Here is an 18,696-nt window from a genome sequence, read left to right as displayed (position 1 = left end):
CATACTGATGCCATGAGGGTGGAGATCTCGCTGCTGGGAGACTTCACGGTCCGGATCTCCGGGGAGCCGGTTCCCGCCGCCGCCTGGAACCGGCGGCACGCGGCGAGCCTGGTGAAGATCCTCGCGCTGGAGCCGCGCCGCCGGCTGCACCGTGAGCGGCTGATGAACGCGTTGTGGCCGGACCTGCCGGTGGCCGAGGCGGGACCGCGCCTGCACAAGGCCACGCATTTCGCCCGCCGCGCCCTGGGACCGGAGGGCATCGTGGTGCGCGGGGACATGATCCTGCTGTTCCCCGACATTCCGGTAACCGTCGACGTCCTGCGTTTTCAGGAGCTGGTCGCCGACGCACTCGACGCGGGCGACGCGGACACGGCGGGCAAGGCCGCCGATGCCTACACCGGGTCGCTGCTTCCCGGCGACGAGTACGAGCCGTGGGCTGCCGAGGCCCGCGACCGGCTCCGGCTCCGCCACCTGCAGATGCTCCGGCAGGCACGGCGCTGGGCGGAGCTGGCGGAGTCCGACCCGACCGACGGCGAGGCGCACTTGGAGCGCATGCGCGAGTTCATCGCAGCCGGCGACTCGCGTGCCGCGTTACGCCAGTTCGAGCGCATGGACCGGGCGATGCGGCAGGAACTGGGCGTGGGGCCGAGCGAGGAGGCCGTGCGGCTGCGCAACTCGCTGCTCGACACCCGGCAGGGGCAGCCGTCGCCGAGCCCGCTGGTGGGCAGGAAGTCCCAGACCACCGCGCTGGAGAAGACGCTGGCCGAGGCGGCACGGGGGCACAGCCGCACGGTGTTCCTGTCCGGTCCGCCCGGCATGGGCAAGTCGCGTTTCCTGGAGTGGGCACGCGCTCTGGCCACGGCCGACGGCTGGCGGAGCGGGCATGGGGCGGCCTCGCGGATCGAGGGCGCCTGGCCGTACGCGCCGGTGCTGGAGGCACTGGCCGACCTGTGCCGCAGGCATCCGACCCTCCTGGACGGACTGGACGACCGGTGCCGCAAGGACATCGACCAGGCGCTGTCGGGACGCGCGCTCGACTGGAGCGGTGGCGGCGGGCACCAGCGGCTGTTCGTGGCCGTCGCCGAACTGGTACGGCTGGCCGCGGCCGGACCCGGCCTGCTGCTCACGGTCGACGACGTGCACGAGGCCGACGAGGCGAGCCTGCGGCTGCTGCACTATCTGTCCCGCTGCTGCCTGAACGACCGTTTCGTCCTGGTGCTCGCGCACCGCCGCCAGCCCGTCTCCGACACCTTCGAGCAGGTGCGTACCAGCCTGCTGAGCCGGACCGGCACGCTGGAGATCGCGCTGGGCGCGCTGGAGCGGGCCGAGACCGAGAAGCTCGCCCTGGCCGTACGGCCCGGTCTCGCCCCGGAGGAGGTGGAGCGGATCTGGGAGCTGTCGGGCGGGATGCCGTTCGCGGCCGCCGAGCTGGCCCGTACGGCCGGAACCTCGCAGGCGGACGGGCGAGGCGCGGGCTCGGCCGTGCTCGCGGTGCTGGCGCCGCCGGTGCGGGCGGTGCTCGAACACGTCGCGACCGCCGGGGCCACCTTCGACACCGACACGTTCCTGGCACTCGCCGGACTGGAGGAGCAGGAGGCGTTCGACTGCCTGGACGCGGCGCTCGCGGCGCTGATCGTGGAACGCACCATGGACGGATACCGGTTCAGGCATCCGCTGATCCGTGACGCGCTGCTCGGCGACATCCCGCCGCACCGCGGCAGGGCCCTGCACCGGGCCTGTGCTCAGCGGCTGGTCTCGGTGAACGCCTCGCCCGCCAGGATCGGTCACCATCTGCTGGCCGCGGGGGACGTCGAGGCCGCCGTGCCGTACGTGCTGCGGGCTGCGGAGACGGAGGCGGCGGTGGGCGCGTACCGGGACGCGCTGGCGCTGGTCGAGTCGGTGCGGGCGGTCGCCGCCGGCGCCGACCAGGCCCGCGTCCTGGCGTTACGCGCCGATCTGCTCGCCGCGGTCGGCAACCCCTTGGCGATCACCGCCTACCGGGAGGCGATCCGGGCCACCGGCGGCGGGGACGTCCACCGCACGCTGCGCGCGAAGCTGGCCCGCATCGCCGTCTACTACGGCGACCTCGACACGGCCATGGCGGCACTGCACGGGCTGGAGACCGACGGCGGCCGGGCCGACGCCGCCATCCTCCTGGCCAGGGGCACGGTGGCGTACTTCACCGGCGACCTGGACGGCGCCTGGGAGGCCGCGGACGCGGCAGGGCTGGCAGAGGCGGCGGTGTGGGAGCAGCCCGATCTCACGGCGCTGAAGAGCCTCATTACCCACAACCGGGGCGAGTGGAGCCAGATGCTGCGCTCGGAGCTGTTACGCACCCGCGAGGATCCGGCTCTGGCGACCATGGTCTTCGACTCGCACCTGTGCGTGGCCGAGTACCTGCTGTACGGGCCGTCGCCGTACCCCGAGGTGATCGAGCTGGCCCGCGGCCTGCGCGTGACCGCCAAGCGGGTCGGCGCGCTGCGTGCGGTGGCGTTCGCCGGTGCCCTGATCGGGGAGGCCGCGCTGCTCTGCGGCGATCTCGATCTCGCCGAGCAGGAGCTGGCCGATGCAGCCGACCTGCACCGGGAGATTGGCGCGACCACGGGGGAAGCCCACTGCCTTCAACGGCTGGCCGAGGTGCGCCTGGCGCGCGGTGACCGCCCGGCGGCGGACCGGCTGCTGCGGCGGGCGCTGCCGCTGGCGCGCTGGTCGCTGCTGGCCAATCACCTTCTGCAACGTCTGTACGGCACGATGATCCTTGCCGCCCCCGATCCCGAGGCGGCCCGCGCCGTCGTGGACACCGCCGAGGCTGCGCTCGGGCAGTCGGACTTCTGCCACTTCTGCACCGTCATGTTCGAGGTGCCCGCGGTGATCGCCTGCGCGGGCACCGGCGACCTGGCCGAGGCCCGCCGCCATCTGGAGATCGCCGAACGGTCGGCGGCTCTGTGGGACGGCACCGCGTGGCAGGCCGCGATGCTGGAAGCCCGCGCCCACCTGGCCCGCGCCGAAGGCGATCCGGCCGAGGCGGCCCGGTTGTTCACCCGCGCCTCGGATCTGTTCGCGGAGTCCTCGCACCCCCTCGACGCCGCCCGTTGCCGGACCGCCGCGCAAACCCCCTGAACGTCGCCGGGCGCAGGGGGAAGGCGCGGGGAAGTCCGCAGGAAGGCGTGGCACGCAAACTCGGGCGTGACGACCTGAGGCGGAGCGCCCGATGACCCGGGATCAGCGGCATGGGGCGCCCGCGCGACGTATCAGAGGAGACCCGGCATGAAGACGAAACAGAGAACAACGGCCAGGCTCGCCCTGGCGGCGGCCGCCGCCGCGGCTGCACTGAACCTGGTCGCGCCGTGTCCGGCGCAGGCGAGCACGGCCAGGAACGACGGCCGCTGCGAGCTGACGTGGGCCAATTCCAAGTGGTCGGACTTCGTGGACCTGACTTTGCTGTGCCTGCCCGCCGAGGGCGCCGACAGCATCACGTTCGTGAACATCTGGGCGGACGACAAGTTCCGCGACGACCTGATCCTCTACTTTCCCGTCAGCTGCGCCTCGACCACCCCGTACCCGGTCACCAAGCGCATCAAGTGGAGCGTCTACGCCGAGTACCTGGACGAGGATCTCTGGGACGGCGACGAGATCTACGCCCGCGTGGTGGTCAAGAAGACCGACGGCAGGACGTACACGATCCCGTCGAACGTCGTGGAGGGCCGATGGGGTAAGAGCGTCGACCTGGGCTTCGGGCCGCCGAAACGGGAGACCCTTCATTGCTGAGAGTACGGTTCGGGCTCGTCCCATGACGCTGGACTCACGCGCCGCATCGGGGCAGCGGATCGAGTACCTCGTTGACGACGATGGGCAAGTGCAGTGATCAAGGGGTCCAGGCCGGCAAGGGCTCCAGTTGCTCGGGGCGGCGCAGCGCTTACAGGGTGCGTTGTTCGATCTGGCGCACGCGCTTGCGGCTCACCCCGAGCAGATCGCTGATCTCCTGGTGGCTGCGCACGGGTCGAGGCTGACGACGTCACAGCTCACCGCCCGCAGCTCTGCCAGGCAGGCGAGGGGCAGTCCGATGGCGTCGGTGGGCTCACGCCCGAGCCGTACCGCCAGGTCACGTTCCAGCCGGTTGATCCTTCTCACCTGCTCGACGATGTGCATCGGCAGGCGGACACCGGACGGCGGCAGGGACGAAGCCGCAACGTGACGTTACGCGGCCGGTCAGCCGCCGAGCCCGAGCCGTACGGCCCGCGCGAGGGGGGGTGGCCTCGCCGGGGGCCAGCGGCTCGGTCAGGAAGAGCGGGATCTGGGACATGAAACGCGGCCGGGTGCCGCGGTGGGGCTGGGCGGCGTGCACGGGGTGCGGATGGCACAGGTAGACGTCGCCGGGCAGGCCCGTGGCGTGGACCTCGGGGCGGTGCACGCTCGCCTCGTCCAGCAACGGGCCGGAGGCGAAGAACGCAGGGAGGCGATCGCGTCCCACAGCAGGGGCCCGGGCCGCTGCAGTTTGTCCGGCGCGGACGCTGAGGTACGGGCTGGCAGGGGTTGTGGCCGTGGCCGGGCTGAAGGTGGTGGCCAGGGTGAGGGTCAGCGTCGTGGTGGCGGCCAGGAGTGCACGCCGGGTGCTCATGGGGCCCCGATCGAGGATGGCGGTCAGGGTTACCAATCGATACGGAGAGTAGTTAGATGCGACTCTGAGTGAGAACTGTCAGTCCGGTGACACCCTGGAGCAGCCTGAGACAGGCGGAGGCGTCGCAGCACGCCGATCCTTCTTGGGGTCACAGGGCCGACATGTCGTGAACCCCTGGGAACGCGAGTCCGTCTCCTCTGAGCCAACATCCCCACGTCCAAGGGAGAGCACGTGCTCCGTCGTTTCCTGGCCGCGAGCGCGCTCGTCGCGTCCGCTCTCGTCGCCCCCGCCGCACTGGCCGTGCCGGCCGACGCGTCAAGGAAGGCGGTAACAGGGTGCGCGGGACTTGAATAGCGGGTCGGAGGCGGCAGTTGAGTCACCGACGACGGGGAAACGTGACGAGCTCCGATCACTCTATTTGACATAAGGTTGCTTTATCGGTTTTCAGGGAGGGCAGAAGGGCGGCGCGTTAAATCCCCGGAGGGCGAGAGATTTATCGCGGACTGTCAGCTTGGGAATAGGATTACTGATCTTGTCGGGCGGAGCTTGGGTATAGGGGTGCAGGCCAGGGATGGTCCAGTCCTCGTGACTGCCCGCCAGTCTCCGCTGATCGGCGTTCAATTTGGCATGCATCTGGCAAGTGATCACGGCTCTAGCCTCTTATCAGGACCACCTTGGCCATGATCAGGGAAATCCCGGTACGCGATGAGCTGCTCCAGGGTCGTGAGCGCCGGCTGGCGCGTGGGGCATTGCAGTACGGGGTTGCGGTATTCACTGTGCGGGCCCGTAGGCCCCTCGTCTGGCTGATCTTCCCGTCTGCCGTCGACCCGCCCGCAGGGGTAGCGGTGGCCCTGGTCTGCTCGGCTTGTCCCGGCTTACGGCGGGCGAAATGATCAGCCCTCTACTCCGGCCATCCACCGTGCTCGGTGCCGAGTACGTCCCCGCCGGATGCAGATTGAGTCTCTCCAGGATCGTGCAGGTCTTCTATGGCTTGCCGAGCGTGTGCAGCAGCTAAATCGTGGCCGGAGTCGATGGCATGCTGGTAGGCGGTCCGCGCCGCCTCCACCTCGCCCTGCTGCTTGAGCAGGACACCCAGGTTTACCGCCGCCTTGGGTGCCTGGTCGGGGTGGCCGGAGTCGATGACCCGCTGGTAGGCGGCCCGCGCCCCCTCCATATCCCCCTGCTGCTTGAGCAGGACACCCAGGTTTACCGCCGCCATGGGGGCGTGGTCGGGGTGGCCGGAGTCGATGGCATCCTGGTAGGCGGCCCGCGCCCCCTCCACATCCCCCTGCTCAGCCAGCATGAGGCCCAGATTGAAGGCCGCCGCGGGGGCGTGGTCCGGGTGGCCGGAGTCGATGGCATCCTGGTAGGCGGTCCGCGCCGCCTCCACGCCTTGTTCCTCCAGCAGCACGCCTAGGTTGATCGCCGCCATGGGGGCGTGGTCGGGGTGGCCGGAGTCGATGGCATCCTGGTAGGCGGCCCGCGCCCCCTCCACATCCCCCTGCTCAGCCAGCAGCACGCCAAGGTTGATCGCCGCCATGGGGGCGTGGTCCGGGTGGCCGGAGTCGATGGCATCCTGGTAGGCGGTCCGCGCCGCCTCCACGCCTTGTTCCTCCAGCAGCACGCCTAGGTTGATCGCCGCCATGGGGGCGTGGTCCGGGTGGCCGGAGTCGATGACCCGCTGGTAGGCGGCCCGCGCCCCCTCCACATCCCCCTGCTGCTTGAGCAAATTCCCCAGGTTTACCGCCGCCTTGGGCGCCTGGTCGGGGTTGCCGGAGTTGATGGCCCGCTGGTAGGCGGCCCGCGCCCCGTCCACATCCCCCTGTTGCTTGAGCAAATTCCCCAGGTTTACCGCCGCTGCGGGGGCGTGGTCGGGGTGGCCGGAGTCGATGGCATGCTGATAGGCGGCCCGCGCCGCCTCCACATCCCCCTGCTCAGCCAGCAGCACGCCAAGATTGAAGGCCGCTATGGGGGCTTGGTCGGGGTTGCCGGAGTTGATGGCCCGCTGGTAGGCGGCCCGCGCCCCGTCCACATCCCCCTGCTGCTTGAGCAAATTCCCCAGGTTTACCGCCGCTGCGGGGGCGTAGTCGGGGTGGCCGGAGTCGATGGCCCGCTGGTAGGCGGCCCGCGCCCCGTCCACATCCCCCTGCTGCTTGAGCAGGACACCCGTGTTGACCGCCGACTTAGGGGCGTGGTCGGGGTGGCCGGAGTCGATGGCATCCTGGTAGGCGGCCCGCGCCCCCTCCACATCCCCCTGCTCAGCCAGCAGCACGCCAAGATTGAAGGCCGCGCTGGCCGCTTCGTCGGGATCGGCCGAGGTGGCTGCTTTGCGTGCCGCTGCGACGGCGTGGTGAAGCTGCCCGCGGTTGAGGGCGGCGTAGGTGATGGCATCGGCGTCGCTCGGGCCGCCCAGGTCGATCAGTTCGATCCACAGGTCATCGGGGATGGGGCGGGCCGCATAGCCGTCGAGGGCGCCGTCGTCGGCGGACACCACATGGTCCAGCACCACCCAGCCCGCCTCGGCGGCTGTCCCTACTCGCCGTGGGGTGGGCAGAGCGGGGTTGAGCAGGGCAACTTGGGACGCGATCGGGACGGCGGCCCACTCGTGCAGGCCCGCCTGATAGGCGGCGGTGGTGGCGGGCATCCCGGCCCGCACCTGCGGTAGATACAGCCCGAACAGCCGCCGCAGCTCGGCGTCGGTGACCGGCCGGTTCCACCCGGCGCGGCGGCAGTCGATGGCCGCCTGCACCAGGGCGTAGCCGGCGGGGTTGGTGTCTTGCCCCGCGCGGTATTTGGCGATGAGCTCGGCGCCGCCGACCAGCGTTTCGGCGATGCTGCCGCGAAAGGTCTCACCTGGATACAGTCGCTCGGCCTCGACACGCTCCTTGGCGGTGGGGGCGCGGAAGACGAGTTCATGGCCCTGGCCGTCGTGGTGGGTGCGGGCTAGGGCGGCGTGGGCTGTGCGGGTGATGTCGGCGGTGGAGGACAGGATCTGGCTGCGGCGTTTGGCGGTCATGGTGGTCGCCAGCACCGCCCGGCTGGTCACCGCCTCCAGCACGCTGGTAGTCAGCGCCTCCAGATCGGCCACGGTCAAATCGTCCAGATACACCAGCGCCGGGACGCCGGGCGCAAACGGCAGGCCGCGATGAGCCAGATCGGCCAGGGCCGGCCCGTTGACGGGAATCACGACATGGGTGTCGGGCGGCAGCGCAGCGTGGAGGGCTTCGGCCAGGAGGCGGGTCTTGCCGGCCTTGGTGGGACCCCACACCAGCACGAACGGGAAGGGCGGACCATCGGCCCTCAGGGTGGCGCGGAGTTGCTCATCGTCGGGGCTGCGGGGGACGTAAGGGTCCTGGCCGGTGCGGGTGTAGCGGGTGGGGGTGGCACCGAACTGCTCGACGGTAAGGTCCGCCAGCCGGGGCAGCCGCTCGGCGCTGCCGACCGCGAGCAGGGTGTTGAGATGCTGGATGCGCGCCTGACGCTCTTCGGCGGTGCGGTGGCGTACCTCCAGCCCGTGCCCGAGGATGGGCAGCGCAATGGACAAGGCCGCGCACACCAACACCACCAGGATGGCGATGCTGATCACCGAGTCGCGCTGTCCGGGCAGCTGCATGAGCATGGTGGTGAGCGTGAGCAGCGCCGCGTTGACCGCGGTCGCGGTGATGATCCACCCCGTCAGGTGGCGGCGCGCCCACACCGACACCGTGCGCCATCTGCCGCGTGATAACTCCTGCTCGGCCATCCCGGCGCTGGTCCTTTCCGCCTTCCGCATGCGGGCCGCCAACCATCATCACCGCTCATCGTGGTGAAGAACACATGGCCGGGGGAGCCTGCTATCAAACCGCAATACGGTGCGCAGTCGGGGGAGGACGGTCAGGCCGCGGCCGGAGAGGTGGACCACCCGCGAGAACGGCCCCTTGGCCGCGTGGCGGCGCGCGGGTCGCCCTTGATCCTCTACGAGCGCAATCCGGCAGGGGAGGATGCTGAAATCGCTAACCAGACAGAAACCTCATTCTGTCTTGTGTTAGAGCCGGTTGAGCACTCCTGGCACGGCAATACCCGTCAACATTCTCGAGGTGGATTTGGTGCGCGATCCGTTCGGAGCTACTTTCGTCTGCGGGAGCGTGCTCCGATATTGCGCGGCTGCCTCCTCGGTCTGGCTCGTGACCCGGTATAACGACGTCAAGACCGTGCTAAGCGACCGCAGGTTCGTTAACAACCTGGCTCACATGCAGGTGCGGACGTACGCAACCTCCGTGAGGAGCTCATCGAGGCCCACGGCATCCCACGTGACGCCTACATCCTCGACAACGTACTGGACACCAACGGCGACGTGCATCTCCGGCTGCGCAGGCTGGTCTGGCCCGCCTTCACCGTCCTGCTGAAGACGACGAAATGATCACTATGGTGCTCACGCTTGTCCTCGCCGGACACGGGATCACTGCCCCCTGATCGGCAACGGCACGGTCGCACTGCTGAAAAAATAAAAGTGCCGGCAAGAAACCTTGCCGGCACTGACATGCGATGCCTAGGTCTTCATGGCGTACACATCCATTCGACGAATATCGGACGTTTGTGAGATCCTATATCGGTCTTTTTATCGGCTTCCCTGCCGGAAACCAAAGAGATAGGCTAGCACGGCTAGCATGAGCGTGTTGATCCTGGCGCAGGCGCTCTCGATTTCTGGCTGCACCGCTTCATAGGTTGCGGAATCCAGGATGATTGCGCAGATCACCGGACCGATCGCCGAGAGAGCGAAAAGGGCGAGCGCGGTTATGACGATCCATTTTTGCATCATCGCCACGGTTTTTCGATCCTTTTCCAGCCAGATCGGCTCGCTCTTGTCCATGGGCAGATCGTCCGGCTCGATTTGCTCCGGTTGAGGATCCCTCTCGGGCTTGCTCATTTCCTCCCCTGAGGGATCGGAAGCGGCCTGATGCCCTTCCTCGTCTTGTGGGTTGGGGTCCTGCTCCGTCATAAGACCTCCTTGCGGGGGACGTGGTATATGGCCGGGGACCTGGTCGGCCCCTCCCGCGATTGAGCGCGCCCGCCTCCTCGGACGTACCAAAGCTCGTTATCGGTACGGAGATCATACAGTAATGATGTGGATCGTACGCACACGACAGTTGCTTCCCTGGTGTCCATAGGGGACGTCTGGGCGGCCCGTGAACGGACATTGGAGGACACAGAGGCCCACCCAAGTCCATTGGTGATGGTAGACTTCTGCCAGCGGGCCGCCGTAATCCATGATGCAATCATGTGGATATGATGTTGACGAGCAAGATGATCATGGGATCTACTGGACTCGGTCAGCGCGTGGTCGGCGAGCCCACTGATGGAACAACATCCCTGAGGACTGGAAGTGATCGGATGAACAAAGCAGAGGAGGTCAACGCCTCCCGCAAGCAGGACGACGAGGCGAGCGGCAAGAGTGTTTCCAGTCGCTTCGTACGACTGTCCATCAACCTCGGAATCGAGCCGATGGAGATACTCAAGACCTTGGCGGAGAAAAAGGGGCTGTCCATCACGGACGCCGTACGGCGGGCCATCAAAATCTGGCAGTTCGTCGAAGACCAGGTAGCTCAGGGTAACGAGCTTCAGGTCGTCGAGAAGAAGAGCGGCGACGTCCACAAGGTGATGCTGCTCTGAGTATCTTCGTCCCCGTCGGGAGGATGCGGGCGGGTGCTCGGCGGTCACTTTCCGGCCGCCATGTGGGGTGACCCTGGTAGCTACATCTCTACGAGTGCGGTTACCAGGGCCTCTTACGCCTTGGCAACGCCCGTGCCAAGCAAAGCACGGCGCCAATTTGCCACTGAGCGCCGGTCAAGGCCTCTCACACGGCGGAGGGTCACCCGCGCCTCCGCGGGACTGTCAGGTGATCGAGTCGCAGGGTGCCGTCGAACAGGCCGTCGAAGCCGGCTGCGACCAGGCTCTCGCTCATCTCCCGCGCGGCCCTCATCGCGTCCTCGAACTCGAGCAGCCCGCGGAACGCCTCGCCGTACCTGCGCTGCTCCTCAACGGCGAGCCGGGGTAGCTGCGCCCGGCGGGGATCGAACCGCATCGAGGAGCCGAGCCTGGTCGAGGTGCCGCCGGCCGCGCGCAGGCATCCGGCGAGGAAGCGCGGGTCGAGCCGCTCGGGATCGGCCCGGATGAGCAGGAGCCGGGCGCCCAGCACCGCGCCGGACCGGGCCGCTTCCCGCGATGAGCGGCGCGACCACGTCCCCGGCCTCGACGCGCACCTGACCCGCCACGTCGCCCGTACGGCCGCTGGGCCCCCGGCCGAACAGCAGGTCCTGGGCGGTGAGCATCGGCAGGTCGCCCTCGTCGGGCATCTTGAGCGGGCCCTGCATGATCGCCACCACGCCCGCGCGGGCGAGTTCGCCGAGCGTCGTCATCGTCAGTTCCCCGCGTCCGCCGGCCACCAGCTTGGGCAGCCCGGCGCTGAGGCCGCGCAGCAGCGCCTCGCTCCGCTCCCGCACGGCCACGTACCCCGCCGAGCCGGGCTGCTCCGGCGACACCACCCGATGGCCGGTGGTCATGATCCGGGCGCGCCGCCGGAGGCGGGAGCGGTTCCCGGAGAAAGCGTGATGACCGCCCGCAGCGCCCCCGCGCAGCGGGTTGCCCCGGATCCGCCTGCCGGGGCTCTGGCGGCCGCGGTGCCCGGCATCATGATGACTACCAGGCCGCCGGGTCTCACATGGGACAGACAGTGCCGTGTTGCGCCCGCTGTCCGGATCGTCCCGGACGGACAGCAGTAGCGGTCCCGCGTAGGCGACGGCGTCGCCCAGCCGGATGTCGTCGGTGCTGGCCTGCAGCCTCTGCCAGGCCCCCTCGACCGGCGCGACTCGTTCTCTTGTCTTTGTTAGGCTGCCATGTCCGGAAGCGACCCCCATCGCCCCGAACGGAGCCCTTCCCCTCCCCGAGGCCTCCAAGCGGAAGGATCAACTCGTGGCACCGACGCAGCTCTACCAGGCGGTTCTGCGGGATCCCGGCCGGCCGATCTGGGTGCGGTTGCACCGGGTCTTCTCCGCATGGGTGGGCACGAAGGGCTTCCCGCCATTGGACGCCGGTAGACCGCGGGTCGAGCACGAACACGCGGGCTCGCGCCTGGTGATGGAGCGGCGCGACCGGTGCGGACGTTACATCCTCGACGAACCGCTGGACGGCGGACGGCTGCGCACCCGGACGGTCTTCCTCGACGGCGCTCCCGGCTGGGTCCAGGTCACGGTCGAACAGGAGGGAGACGCGCGCCGGAACGCCCGGGCCCCCGGCTTCGTCCCCGCCTACCTGCGCACCGCGCGCATCACCGACGGCGGGATCCATCTGGTGGACCGCGCGGAGGTGCTGGGGGAGGACGAGGTGCCCCGCTTCCTGCGTGTGCTGACCGAGCCCCGGCGCCGGGTTCCCGTGGTGGTGGTGTCGCCCGGTCACGGCGATGAGAACATCGCCCGGGCGGAATGGCTGGCGGAGGCGACGGCCGGGGCGGGAGTGGTCGTCAGGCTCGCGGACAGGCGTACCGAGAACCTCTTCAACCGATTGATAGGGGACGAACTGGGCGTGTACGGCGGGGCGATCCGCACCTACGCCGCCCCCTTCGACCCGGCCACCGAGCGCAGCCCCTACCGGCATCCGCCGATGCGACCCGCAAAGTTACGGGAGGAGGGCGCGCTCGAGACAATCGCCGACGGCGTGATCGCCCGTGCGTCCGCCGCCGATCCGCCTCCCGAGGTCCGCCGGTCCCTGCCCGTCGTGCTGCGGGTGCTGGCGGGCCGTGCGGAGGTCGCGGCACTGGACGAGGCGATGACGCCGCCTCCCGCGCCCGTCGATCCCACGCGGGAGGAGCTGCGGCGGAAGATGATGGCGCTGACCGTCCGCCCGGCATCCTCGGTACCCCCCACGCCCCCTTCGGCGCCGTCCGTCGGGGCCGAGCCCGAACCGGTTCCCGCTGCCGAGCCCGAACCGGTCGCCGTGGCCGGGGAGGCGCCGGACCCCGATGTCGCGCACCGGGTGGCCGAGATGGTCGTCAAGGCCATGCGCCAGGAGCTCGACACCGCGCTCGGCCTGGCCGCGGGTGCCGACACCAGCCGTGACGTGCTGCGTGAGGTCCGCACCCTGGGCCTGCACCTGGCCGGGCTGCGCGAACTGATCGTCCCCGCCGCACCCGCCGGGAGCGAGGACGACCTGCGCGTCGCGCACGAGTTGCTGCGGGAGGAGTACGCCGAGGCTGTCACCGCCGCCCGCGTGCTGGAGGAACGGGTCCGGTGGCTGGAGCGTACCCTCGCCGAGTCGGGTCATCCCGTCTACGGCATCGCGACGCCCGGCGAGCCCTTCACGCCCGCGAGCCTCGCCGAGACCCTGGTCGAGGCCCGATCCCGGCTGGCCCACCTCGTCATCGGCCAGACCGACGCCGCCGCGGTCCGGCTCGACCACGCCGACCCGGTGCTCAGCCGTACGTGGGCGGCCAAGGCGTGGGACGCGCTGCTCGCTCTGGACGACTTCGCTCGCGCACGCTCCTCCGGCGAGTTCGCCGGCGGCTTCTACGACTGGTGCGCGGACGGCTCCGGCGGCCGGCGCGTGATCCCGCCCGGGATGCTCGCCATGCGCGAGTCGGCGTCGGTCACCCACAGCGCCAAGTTCACCCAGCCGCGCACCTTCCCCGTCCCGGCCGAGGTCCATCCCAGCGGGAAGATCGTCATGGAGGCCCACGTCAAGCTGCGCGCCGTGGGCTACCCGGCACCGCGGATGTACTTCCACGACGACTCGGGCGGCGTGACCGGCAAGATCTACGTCGGCTACCTCGGAGATCATCTTCCGAACACCCGGACCAACTAAGCTGGCCGAGCAGATTGGCCGATGCGATGGTCTGTGTAAAGGCCGAGAGTGGGCTGTCCCAGGTCGGTGAGGGCTCCACGGTCCCAACGAAGCCATCGTCACCCGTCACCGGAACCGGGCTGCCGGTAATCCCTGGCCCACCTTAGGGGGCCGGGACCATGCCCCCTGCTGCTTCATGTTCGACGACCCGAGCCGGGCCCACTCCGACTGGACGGTTGTGGGGATAGCCGTCGGCACCGTGCTCATGACGATACTGGCCGGGCTCCTGGACAACCGGCGCCAGGCCGGCGGCATGATTCTCGGGGCAGTGTGGCGGGTCATGCCTACCGTGGTCGCAGCCCGGGAGGAGGGACAGGTTCTGCTCCCGGGAAATTGGTTCGCGCTCGCCTCCGTCGCCGCGATGACCGCCCTCGCACTGGTGCTCCTCGCCGGCAAGGACAAGGACCATCCCCGCTCGGCGCCCTCCCCCATACAGAACGTCAGCGCGACCGTGGGCGGTACGGCTGTCGCAGTGCAGCGGCGTCAGAAGGTGGTGCGTTCATCGCACCACCTGAAAGAGCCTCCCTTGGGATTGACGTCGGGGCCGTGGCACAGCATCACCGAACGGATGCGGCCGAAGAAGACCGAGTCGCTGACGCACCGCCGGCCCGGGCCCGCCTGGATGTTGATGGTTCTGCCGTACGTCGTCTCGTACTCGGCACCCACGAAATCCTTGTCGGCCTCCAGGTCGCAGACCATGATGTCCTTGCGGTCCGCGCTGATCTCGACTGAGCCGTTGCCGTTGATGAGCCGCGCTTTCCACGACTCCACGCCTGCCGAGGCTCCCGACGCCCCCGCGAGGAGCGAAGCCGCGACCAGCGCTGCCAGGACAACCATCCGCCGACCGACCATCTCCCTTATTCCTTTCCTCGATTGATATCAGCAGACGGACGACCGCGTTCGCGCCGTACTTTCATACGGGGGTGCCGGCCTGCCTTATGGGACAGGCTCCGCCCACGCGATGTCCGCACCGCCGAGACTCATGCCGGGGCGTTGCTCGCCCTGTGACCGGCTTGATCGAGGCGTGACCGCTGCGCGGGCCACGGCCGCGGTGACCAGCGCGTCCTCGGCCCGGAAGACTGTCCCCCGGCCGGGGAGAATCGCGCCGAGCTCGGGAGGGTCAGCGCCGGCCGCGGTCGCGATGTCAGCTCAGCGGCGGGATGAACTGGAGGAGATCTATCCGGAGGTGAACGGCTGACAACCAATCTTTCCCATGCCACGTCTCCTGTAGGCCCCTACGTCACACCAGGAGTCGGCGTTGCGTATCCCTGCCGTGGTCTCAGTCGTCGTCGCGAGCTGCCTGACGCTGATGTGGCAGCCGGCTCACGCCGCACTGCCCAGCAGCGACCGTGGCCTGCGCGCGGTCTCCGAGGTCGTGGAGTACGAGTGCCGCACCGATGAGACGGCCGAGACGCAGAACGTCCAAATCAACGTCGAGCTGACCATGCCCGACAACGCCACCGCAGGGCAGCAAATGTCCATCGGCTGGCGCGGAACGTATGTCACCGGCAGCGAACTGCGGGCGCCGGCCGCCGGACTGCCCGCCGGCGTCAAGTTGTACGCATACACGGCCCTGACCGGGATCGAGGGCGTGACATCCGCCACCGGCGTGAGCGAGCCCCTTAGCATCACCGCCGGACAACCATCCCGCTGCCGCAGACCGCAGTCAGCATGAAGACGACCTCGTCCAGGGCGGGCGAAGCGTCGGTGCGACCGGCCGCCATCAACATTGGATCCTCGCCCACTTCGCCGGTGATTGAGTGCGAGGTGCGGAACGCGGCCGCCCTTGCCACCTACACCCTGACCGTCGCCCAGGGCAGTCAGGCGAGCACCTCTCCCACTCCGGACGCGGCCACCACGAGCCCGAAGCCGACCCGGACCCTCACGACCACGGTGACGGCTTCCCCATCGGACGATGCTGACCTTGAGGAGGAGATCCCGGCGGCCGGGGATGTGGACGCGACCCCGGCGGGTGGGGCTGCGACCGGAGGTGGGGGCGAGGCCGGGCCGGACGGGCGGATGTACGTGCTCACCGGCCTTGTGATCACTTTCGCCGCCTGCGCCGGACTCCTGCTCCGCCGTCGTCGGTCACAGTGAGCGGCTCTAGCCTGCGTGTGCGGGACAGCCCAGGCCGCCAGGCTGCTGCCCGTCCCGGGCGGCTTCCGTCCTCATTCCGCGAATCATGAACTTCACATGCTCAGCCTCACCCCCGGCCGACATTGGCGACTCCTGGTCGTGGTCGCTGTGACTCAGCGCTGAGGTAGCGAGGTCGACGAGTAGCGCTGGCGTCGTTTGGCACGGCCGGTCAGGAAGTGGCTATCTGGTACGGCCTGCGCCGCAGGCCGCCGTGGACGGCGCGCTTCACCGGCTCCAGTGTCGGTGGCCTACCGGGATAGACCTCCGTAGCGCCGCGGGGGCGGCATAGGGGTGGGTGAGGGAACCGCCGCCGCCTCCAGCCTCGATACAGCGGACAGGTCGAGGCGGGAGCCGTACCCGTCGGCGCCGGTGGTCAACGCCTTGAGTCGGCGTAGTGTCGCCTCCCGGGCGGAGGTGCTGCCATCGAGCGTTCCGCTGCGGCGCAGCTCCAGGATGCGGATGTCCTGCCACAGCTCATCGCGCAGCTCGGCCGGGGCGGCCAGCAGGATCGCCTCGCTGAGCGCTCGCGATCCCCTGACCTTCGGGCTGCCGAGCCGCTCATAGGCGGTCAGCAGCTGGTCCCTGCCGGGCTGGCCGGTGTCGGCGCGAAGTGCTCGCCGTACGTCCAGTCGGTCCCGTTCGGCCACGATGGTCAGCCCTTCGAAGGCGTGCAGGACCGCCCGGGCGGTCGGGACCATGTCGGCGGTGCCGGGGGCGATCAGCGCGGGCGCTTTGAGCGGTGCGGTGTCTCGCCTGGCCGGGGTCCACGTCGGGTTGTCGTACAGCAGCCGGCCGAGGCGCACGGTCAACTGATCCAGGTGTTCCTCGCGGACCGATCCGGACATCGGGCCCGCCGCAACCTGTCCATGCCAGGCCTGGCGCACGCCCTTCCACTCGGTGTTGGCCCGCTGGACGGCGTCGGTCGCCTGCTGCAACGCCTTGCCGAGCCCTTGGTGACGGTCGGGGTTGAGTTCGTAGCAGCGGCGGGTGAGCTGGGTGAGCACCTTGCCCGCGATGTCGGTGATGATCGACGCGGCCAGGGCGGTGCGCTGCCACTGTCGTGGGCTGAACTCCTGGGGCCGATGGCAGAGCGCGCGGAGGGCGTCGCTGCCGGCGACGATGCCGGTAGAAAGCTCCTGCGGAGTTTGGGCCTGTTGTGGGACCGGTTGCGGCGGCCACGGGAGCTCGTTGAGCGGCACCGCACGCAATGAGGCGCCATCTCCCGTCCGGAAGGCGCAACGGAGCGCGGACGAGCGCAGCAGCGAGCAGGCGGTCTGCGTGTCCAGGTCGCGGGTCAGGCCCGAGCGGTCCATTAAGGCCACCAGGGCGAGCGCATGGTCGGCGACCTCGCTCAGCAGGCCGTCGCGGACCTGCTCGTCGCTGATGACGGCGGCCCAATCGGACCGGGGGGCATCCCCGCGCCGGGTGAAGTGCGTGGCCAGCATGTCGCCGGCGGCGCCCCAGCTGGCCGACGCCGCGCGCAGGTGCAGCGCGAGCGGATGGGCGGCTGCCGCCGCCGAGGTGGGCCCGAGGCGGGTCAGCAGCCGGGACGCCTCGTGGATGGGCTGCGCGATGCCGTCCGCGCGGGTGAAGTCCTCGACGCAGCGCGCGAGTCTGGCGGTCAGCGAACGGCAGGCGTCTTTGGCCGCCGCGGTGATGTCGCCGGGCAGTTGCGGGTGGGCGTGCATGGTGGCGCCCCCCAGGTGCGTCCAGGCGCCGTCCAGGAGATCTCCGAAGGTGGTGTCCATCACGCGAGCAGGTCCCGGATCCGCCCGGCGTGGGCGGCGGCGTTGAGCACGGCAAGCCGCCGGATGGGGTCGACGCCGTGTTCCGCGTGGGCCACGAGCACCTCGCACAGCAGGCCGCCGAGCCTGGCGGCTTCGTCCAGGTCGGGTACGGCGCCGGAGGCGTCGACCTCGCCGAGCTGGGTGTCGAGCGCGGCCATGCCCTCGAGTGCCTCCTGCTGGGCGAGGGCGAAGGTGGCATACAGCTCCGGCGGGCCCTGGTGTTCCCCGGCGTTCATGCCGAGGGCGAGTGCGGTGAACGCGTCGACCGCCGCAGTGACCGAGGCGACGGAGGCGACGGAGGCGCCGTGGTCGGCGTCGCGCCGCTCGCGCAGGGCGCCGTAAGCGTCGGTGACGGAGATCAAAACACGTCCTTTCTTCCGGCGGGGGATCGATGCTCGCGCCTGCCGCTGCTGCAGGCGGGGCCGAACGGGGTTCTGTGGATGAGGCGCAGATGTGCACATCAGGCGTCGAGGGGCGCGCCGGACACGCTCGGGGCTGCCAGGCCCGTCCACCACCACGACGGCGCCGGTACGGCCCGGGCCTGGTGCGGTTCCAGATGCTCGGTCTCGGTGCACTGGTAGAACGGGCCGCGCGCGCCGAGCAGGATCGGCAGGTGATGGTCGAGATGGCCGTACCACTCGGCCATCCCGGTGCCGGGCTTGAGCCGCAGCGTCTCCCACAGGTGCCACAGCGTCGTCAGGCGCGAGATCGCCTCCGCGTGGCGCCACCACTCGGCGCACCAGCGGAACTCCCCGCCCAGCGTGCGCCGGTACATCGGCAGGAACCGTTCGCTCACCCAGTCCTCCAGCGTGGCGAACACCGGCTGCGGCTCCTCACCGGGCGACTCCTCGGGCTCCGGCTCGGTGCTCACCGCCTGTCCTCCCCGCCGTCGTAGGCCTCCCCCGCTCCACTCAACTCCGGGTACGGATGTCGCCGATTCGCACCGCGGCCGCGTGCCGCAGCGGCACCCGTCTCGGTGTGCCGTGCCGCTCCCACGGTGATGCGGGCGACGGCCCGGTCGCGGGCCGCGGCGATGTCCTGGGCGTGGGGGCCGGCGTACCAGGGGCGCAGCTTCAGCAGCGCCGGCCGGACGCCGGTGGCCAGCAGCAGCGCGGTGCCCGGTTCGAGCGCGCGGATCGCGGCGGGCTCGAGGATGTCCTGGCGGCGCAGGCTGATCTGCTCCCCGGCGTGGCGCTCGCCGTAGGACAGGCTCCTGACCGGAACGTCATGCTGCCCGACCAGCGTGGCCAGGTCCCGGGCCAGACGCGGGGAATCGACCCCGGC

At 69.8% G+C, this 18,696-nt stretch carries 17 protein-coding genes; 7 read left to right on the top strand and 10 right to left on the bottom strand.

The genetic code is table 11. The features are described 5' to 3' along the window. Positions 1 to 12 precede the first annotated feature (12 nt). Positions 13 to 3,120 (top strand): ATP-binding protein, encoded by a 3,108-nt coding sequence (locus AAH991_RS37185; RefSeq protein WP_346230647.1) that lies wholly within the window; start codon positions 13 to 15, stop codon positions 3,118 to 3,120. A 147-nt stretch (positions 3,121 to 3,267) separates the two neighbouring features. Next, a complete protein-coding gene (locus AAH991_RS37180) occupies positions 3,268 to 3,768 on the top strand; it encodes a hypothetical protein (RefSeq protein ID WP_346230646.1) in 501 nt (166 codons plus the stop codon). Between the two features lie 148 nt (positions 3,769 to 3,916). On the opposite strand, the gene AAH991_RS40600 is transcribed toward AAH991_RS37180, so the two are convergent. The 4 genes from AAH991_RS40600 to AAH991_RS37165 all read right to left on the bottom strand — a co-directional run bounded on the left by AAH991_RS40600 (position 3,917) and on the right by AAH991_RS37165 (position 9,596). Then, the gene (locus AAH991_RS40600) at positions 3,917 to 3,961 is read right to left on the bottom strand and encodes a hypothetical protein (protein ID WP_428834084.1); all 45 of its coding nucleotides are present in this window, start codon (positions 3,959 to 3,961) and stop codon (positions 3,917 to 3,919) included. Further along, positions 3,958 to 4,131, bottom strand: coding sequence for a hypothetical protein (locus AAH991_RS37175; protein ID WP_346230645.1), 174 nt, complete (start codon positions 4,129 to 4,131; stop codon positions 3,958 to 3,960). The genes AAH991_RS40600 and AAH991_RS37175 overlap by 4 nt, the downstream gene beginning before the upstream one ends. Before the next feature lie 1,388 nt (positions 4,132 to 5,519). Then, positions 5,520 to 8,360, bottom strand: coding sequence for a tetratricopeptide repeat protein (locus AAH991_RS37170; protein WP_346230644.1), 2,841 nt, complete (start codon positions 8,358 to 8,360; stop codon positions 5,520 to 5,522). Between the two features lie 855 nt (positions 8,361 to 9,215). After that, positions 9,216 to 9,596, bottom strand: coding sequence for a hypothetical protein (locus AAH991_RS37165; RefSeq protein ID WP_346230643.1), 381 nt, complete (start codon positions 9,594 to 9,596; stop codon positions 9,216 to 9,218). 392 nt (positions 9,597 to 9,988) lie between these two features. Here AAH991_RS37165 and AAH991_RS37160 point away from each other — a divergent pair, with 392 nt between their 5' ends. Continuing rightward, positions 9,989 to 10,267, top strand: coding sequence for a hypothetical protein (locus AAH991_RS37160; protein WP_346230642.1), 279 nt, complete (start codon positions 9,989 to 9,991; stop codon positions 10,265 to 10,267). A 199-nt stretch (positions 10,268 to 10,466) separates the two neighbouring features. Here AAH991_RS37160 and AAH991_RS37155 read toward each other — a convergent pair whose 3' ends face one another. Both AAH991_RS37155 and AAH991_RS37150 read right to left on the bottom strand, forming a co-directional pair. Further along, positions 10,467 to 10,679: a hypothetical protein gene (locus AAH991_RS37155; protein WP_346230641.1), complete on the bottom strand. Its 213-nt coding sequence runs from the start codon at positions 10,677 to 10,679 to the stop codon at positions 10,467 to 10,469. Next, positions 10,633 to 11,157 (bottom strand): hypothetical protein, encoded by a 525-nt coding sequence (locus AAH991_RS37150; RefSeq protein ID WP_346230640.1) that lies wholly within the window; start codon positions 11,155 to 11,157, stop codon positions 10,633 to 10,635. Before AAH991_RS37150 ends, AAH991_RS37155 begins: the two co-directional genes overlap by 47 nt. A gap of 409 nt (positions 11,158 to 11,566) precedes the next feature. On the opposite strand from AAH991_RS37150, the gene AAH991_RS37145 reads away from it, so the two are divergent. The 4 genes from AAH991_RS37145 to AAH991_RS37130 all read left to right on the top strand — a co-directional run bounded on the left by AAH991_RS37145 (position 11,567) and on the right by AAH991_RS37130 (position 15,586). Continuing rightward, entirely contained in the window at positions 11,567 to 13,450 is a 1,884-nt protein-coding gene (locus AAH991_RS37145; protein ID WP_346230639.1) for a hypothetical protein, read from the top strand. 175 nt (positions 13,451 to 13,625) lie between these two features. After that, positions 13,626 to 14,366: a hypothetical protein gene (locus AAH991_RS37140; protein WP_346230638.1), complete on the top strand. Its 741-nt coding sequence runs from the start codon at positions 13,626 to 13,628 to the stop codon at positions 14,364 to 14,366. Positions 14,367 to 14,747: 381 nt separating this feature from the next. Then, positions 14,748 to 15,164 carry a hypothetical protein gene (locus AAH991_RS37135; RefSeq protein WP_346230637.1) on the top strand — a complete coding sequence of 139 codons (417 nt, stop codon included), beginning with the start codon at positions 14,748 to 14,750 and terminating at the stop codon, positions 15,162 to 15,164. A 77-nt stretch (positions 15,165 to 15,241) separates the two neighbouring features. Continuing rightward, positions 15,242 to 15,586, top strand: coding sequence for a hypothetical protein (locus AAH991_RS37130; RefSeq protein WP_346230636.1), 345 nt, complete (start codon positions 15,242 to 15,244; stop codon positions 15,584 to 15,586). Positions 15,587 to 15,873: 287 nt separating this feature from the next. Here AAH991_RS37130 and AAH991_RS37125 read toward each other — a convergent pair whose 3' ends face one another. From AAH991_RS37125 to AAH991_RS37110, 4 genes are all read right to left on the bottom strand, one after another. After that, complete coding sequence (locus AAH991_RS37125; protein WP_346230635.1) at positions 15,874 to 17,373, bottom strand: hypothetical protein; 1,500 nt, start codon at positions 17,371 to 17,373, stop codon at positions 15,874 to 15,876. Next, entirely contained in the window at positions 17,373 to 17,774 is a 402-nt protein-coding gene (locus AAH991_RS37120; protein WP_346230634.1) for a hypothetical protein, read from the bottom strand. The genes AAH991_RS37125 and AAH991_RS37120 overlap by 1 nt, the downstream gene beginning before the upstream one ends. A 98-nt stretch (positions 17,775 to 17,872) precedes the next feature. Further along, positions 17,873 to 18,283, bottom strand: coding sequence for a DUF4913 domain-containing protein (locus AAH991_RS37115; protein ID WP_346230633.1), 411 nt, complete (start codon positions 18,281 to 18,283; stop codon positions 17,873 to 17,875). Next, positions 18,280 to 18,696 (bottom strand): DEAD/DEAH box helicase family protein (locus AAH991_RS37110; protein ID WP_507185159.1); only part of this gene is annotated, 417 nt, incomplete at its 5' end. The genes AAH991_RS37115 and AAH991_RS37110, both read right to left, overlap by 4 nt.

Origin of the sequence: Microbispora sp. ZYX-F-249 (assembly GCF_039649665.1) — a bacterium.
Taxonomy (GTDB): domain Bacteria; phylum Actinomycetota; class Actinomycetes; order Streptosporangiales; family Streptosporangiaceae; genus Microbispora; species Microbispora maris.
The sequence above is the reverse complement of the archived record's forward strand: the minus strand, read 5'-3'. Positions and strand labels throughout refer to the sequence as shown.

Coding starts and splice junctions, on each gene's coding strand:
- AAH991_RS37125 (WP_346230635.1), bottom strand. CDS start 17,373: ATGGACACCACCTTCGGAGATCTCCTGGACGGCGCCTGGACGCACCTG.
- AAH991_RS37165 (WP_346230643.1), bottom strand. CDS start 9,596: ATGACGGAGCAGGACCCCAACCCACAAGACGAGGAAGGGCATCAGGCC.
- AAH991_RS37180 (WP_346230646.1), top strand. CDS start 3,268: ATGAAGACGAAACAGAGAACAACGGCCAGGCTCGCCCTGGCGGCGGCC.
- AAH991_RS37160 (WP_346230642.1), top strand. CDS start 9,989: ATGAACAAAGCAGAGGAGGTCAACGCCTCCCGCAAGCAGGACGACGAG.
- AAH991_RS37170 (WP_346230644.1), bottom strand. CDS start 8,360: ATGGCCGAGCAGGAGTTATCACGCGGCAGATGGCGCACGGTGTCGGTG.
- AAH991_RS37140 (WP_346230638.1), top strand. CDS start 13,626: ATGTTCGACGACCCGAGCCGGGCCCACTCCGACTGGACGGTTGTGGGG.
- AAH991_RS37155 (WP_346230641.1), bottom strand. CDS start 10,679: ATGCGGTTCGATCCCCGCCGGGCGCAGCTACCCCGGCTCGCCGTTGAG.
- AAH991_RS37185 (WP_346230647.1), top strand. CDS start 13: ATGAGGGTGGAGATCTCGCTGCTGGGAGACTTCACGGTCCGGATCTCC.
- AAH991_RS37150 (WP_346230640.1), bottom strand. CDS start 11,157: ATGACCACCGGCCATCGGGTGGTGTCGCCGGAGCAGCCCGGCTCGGCG.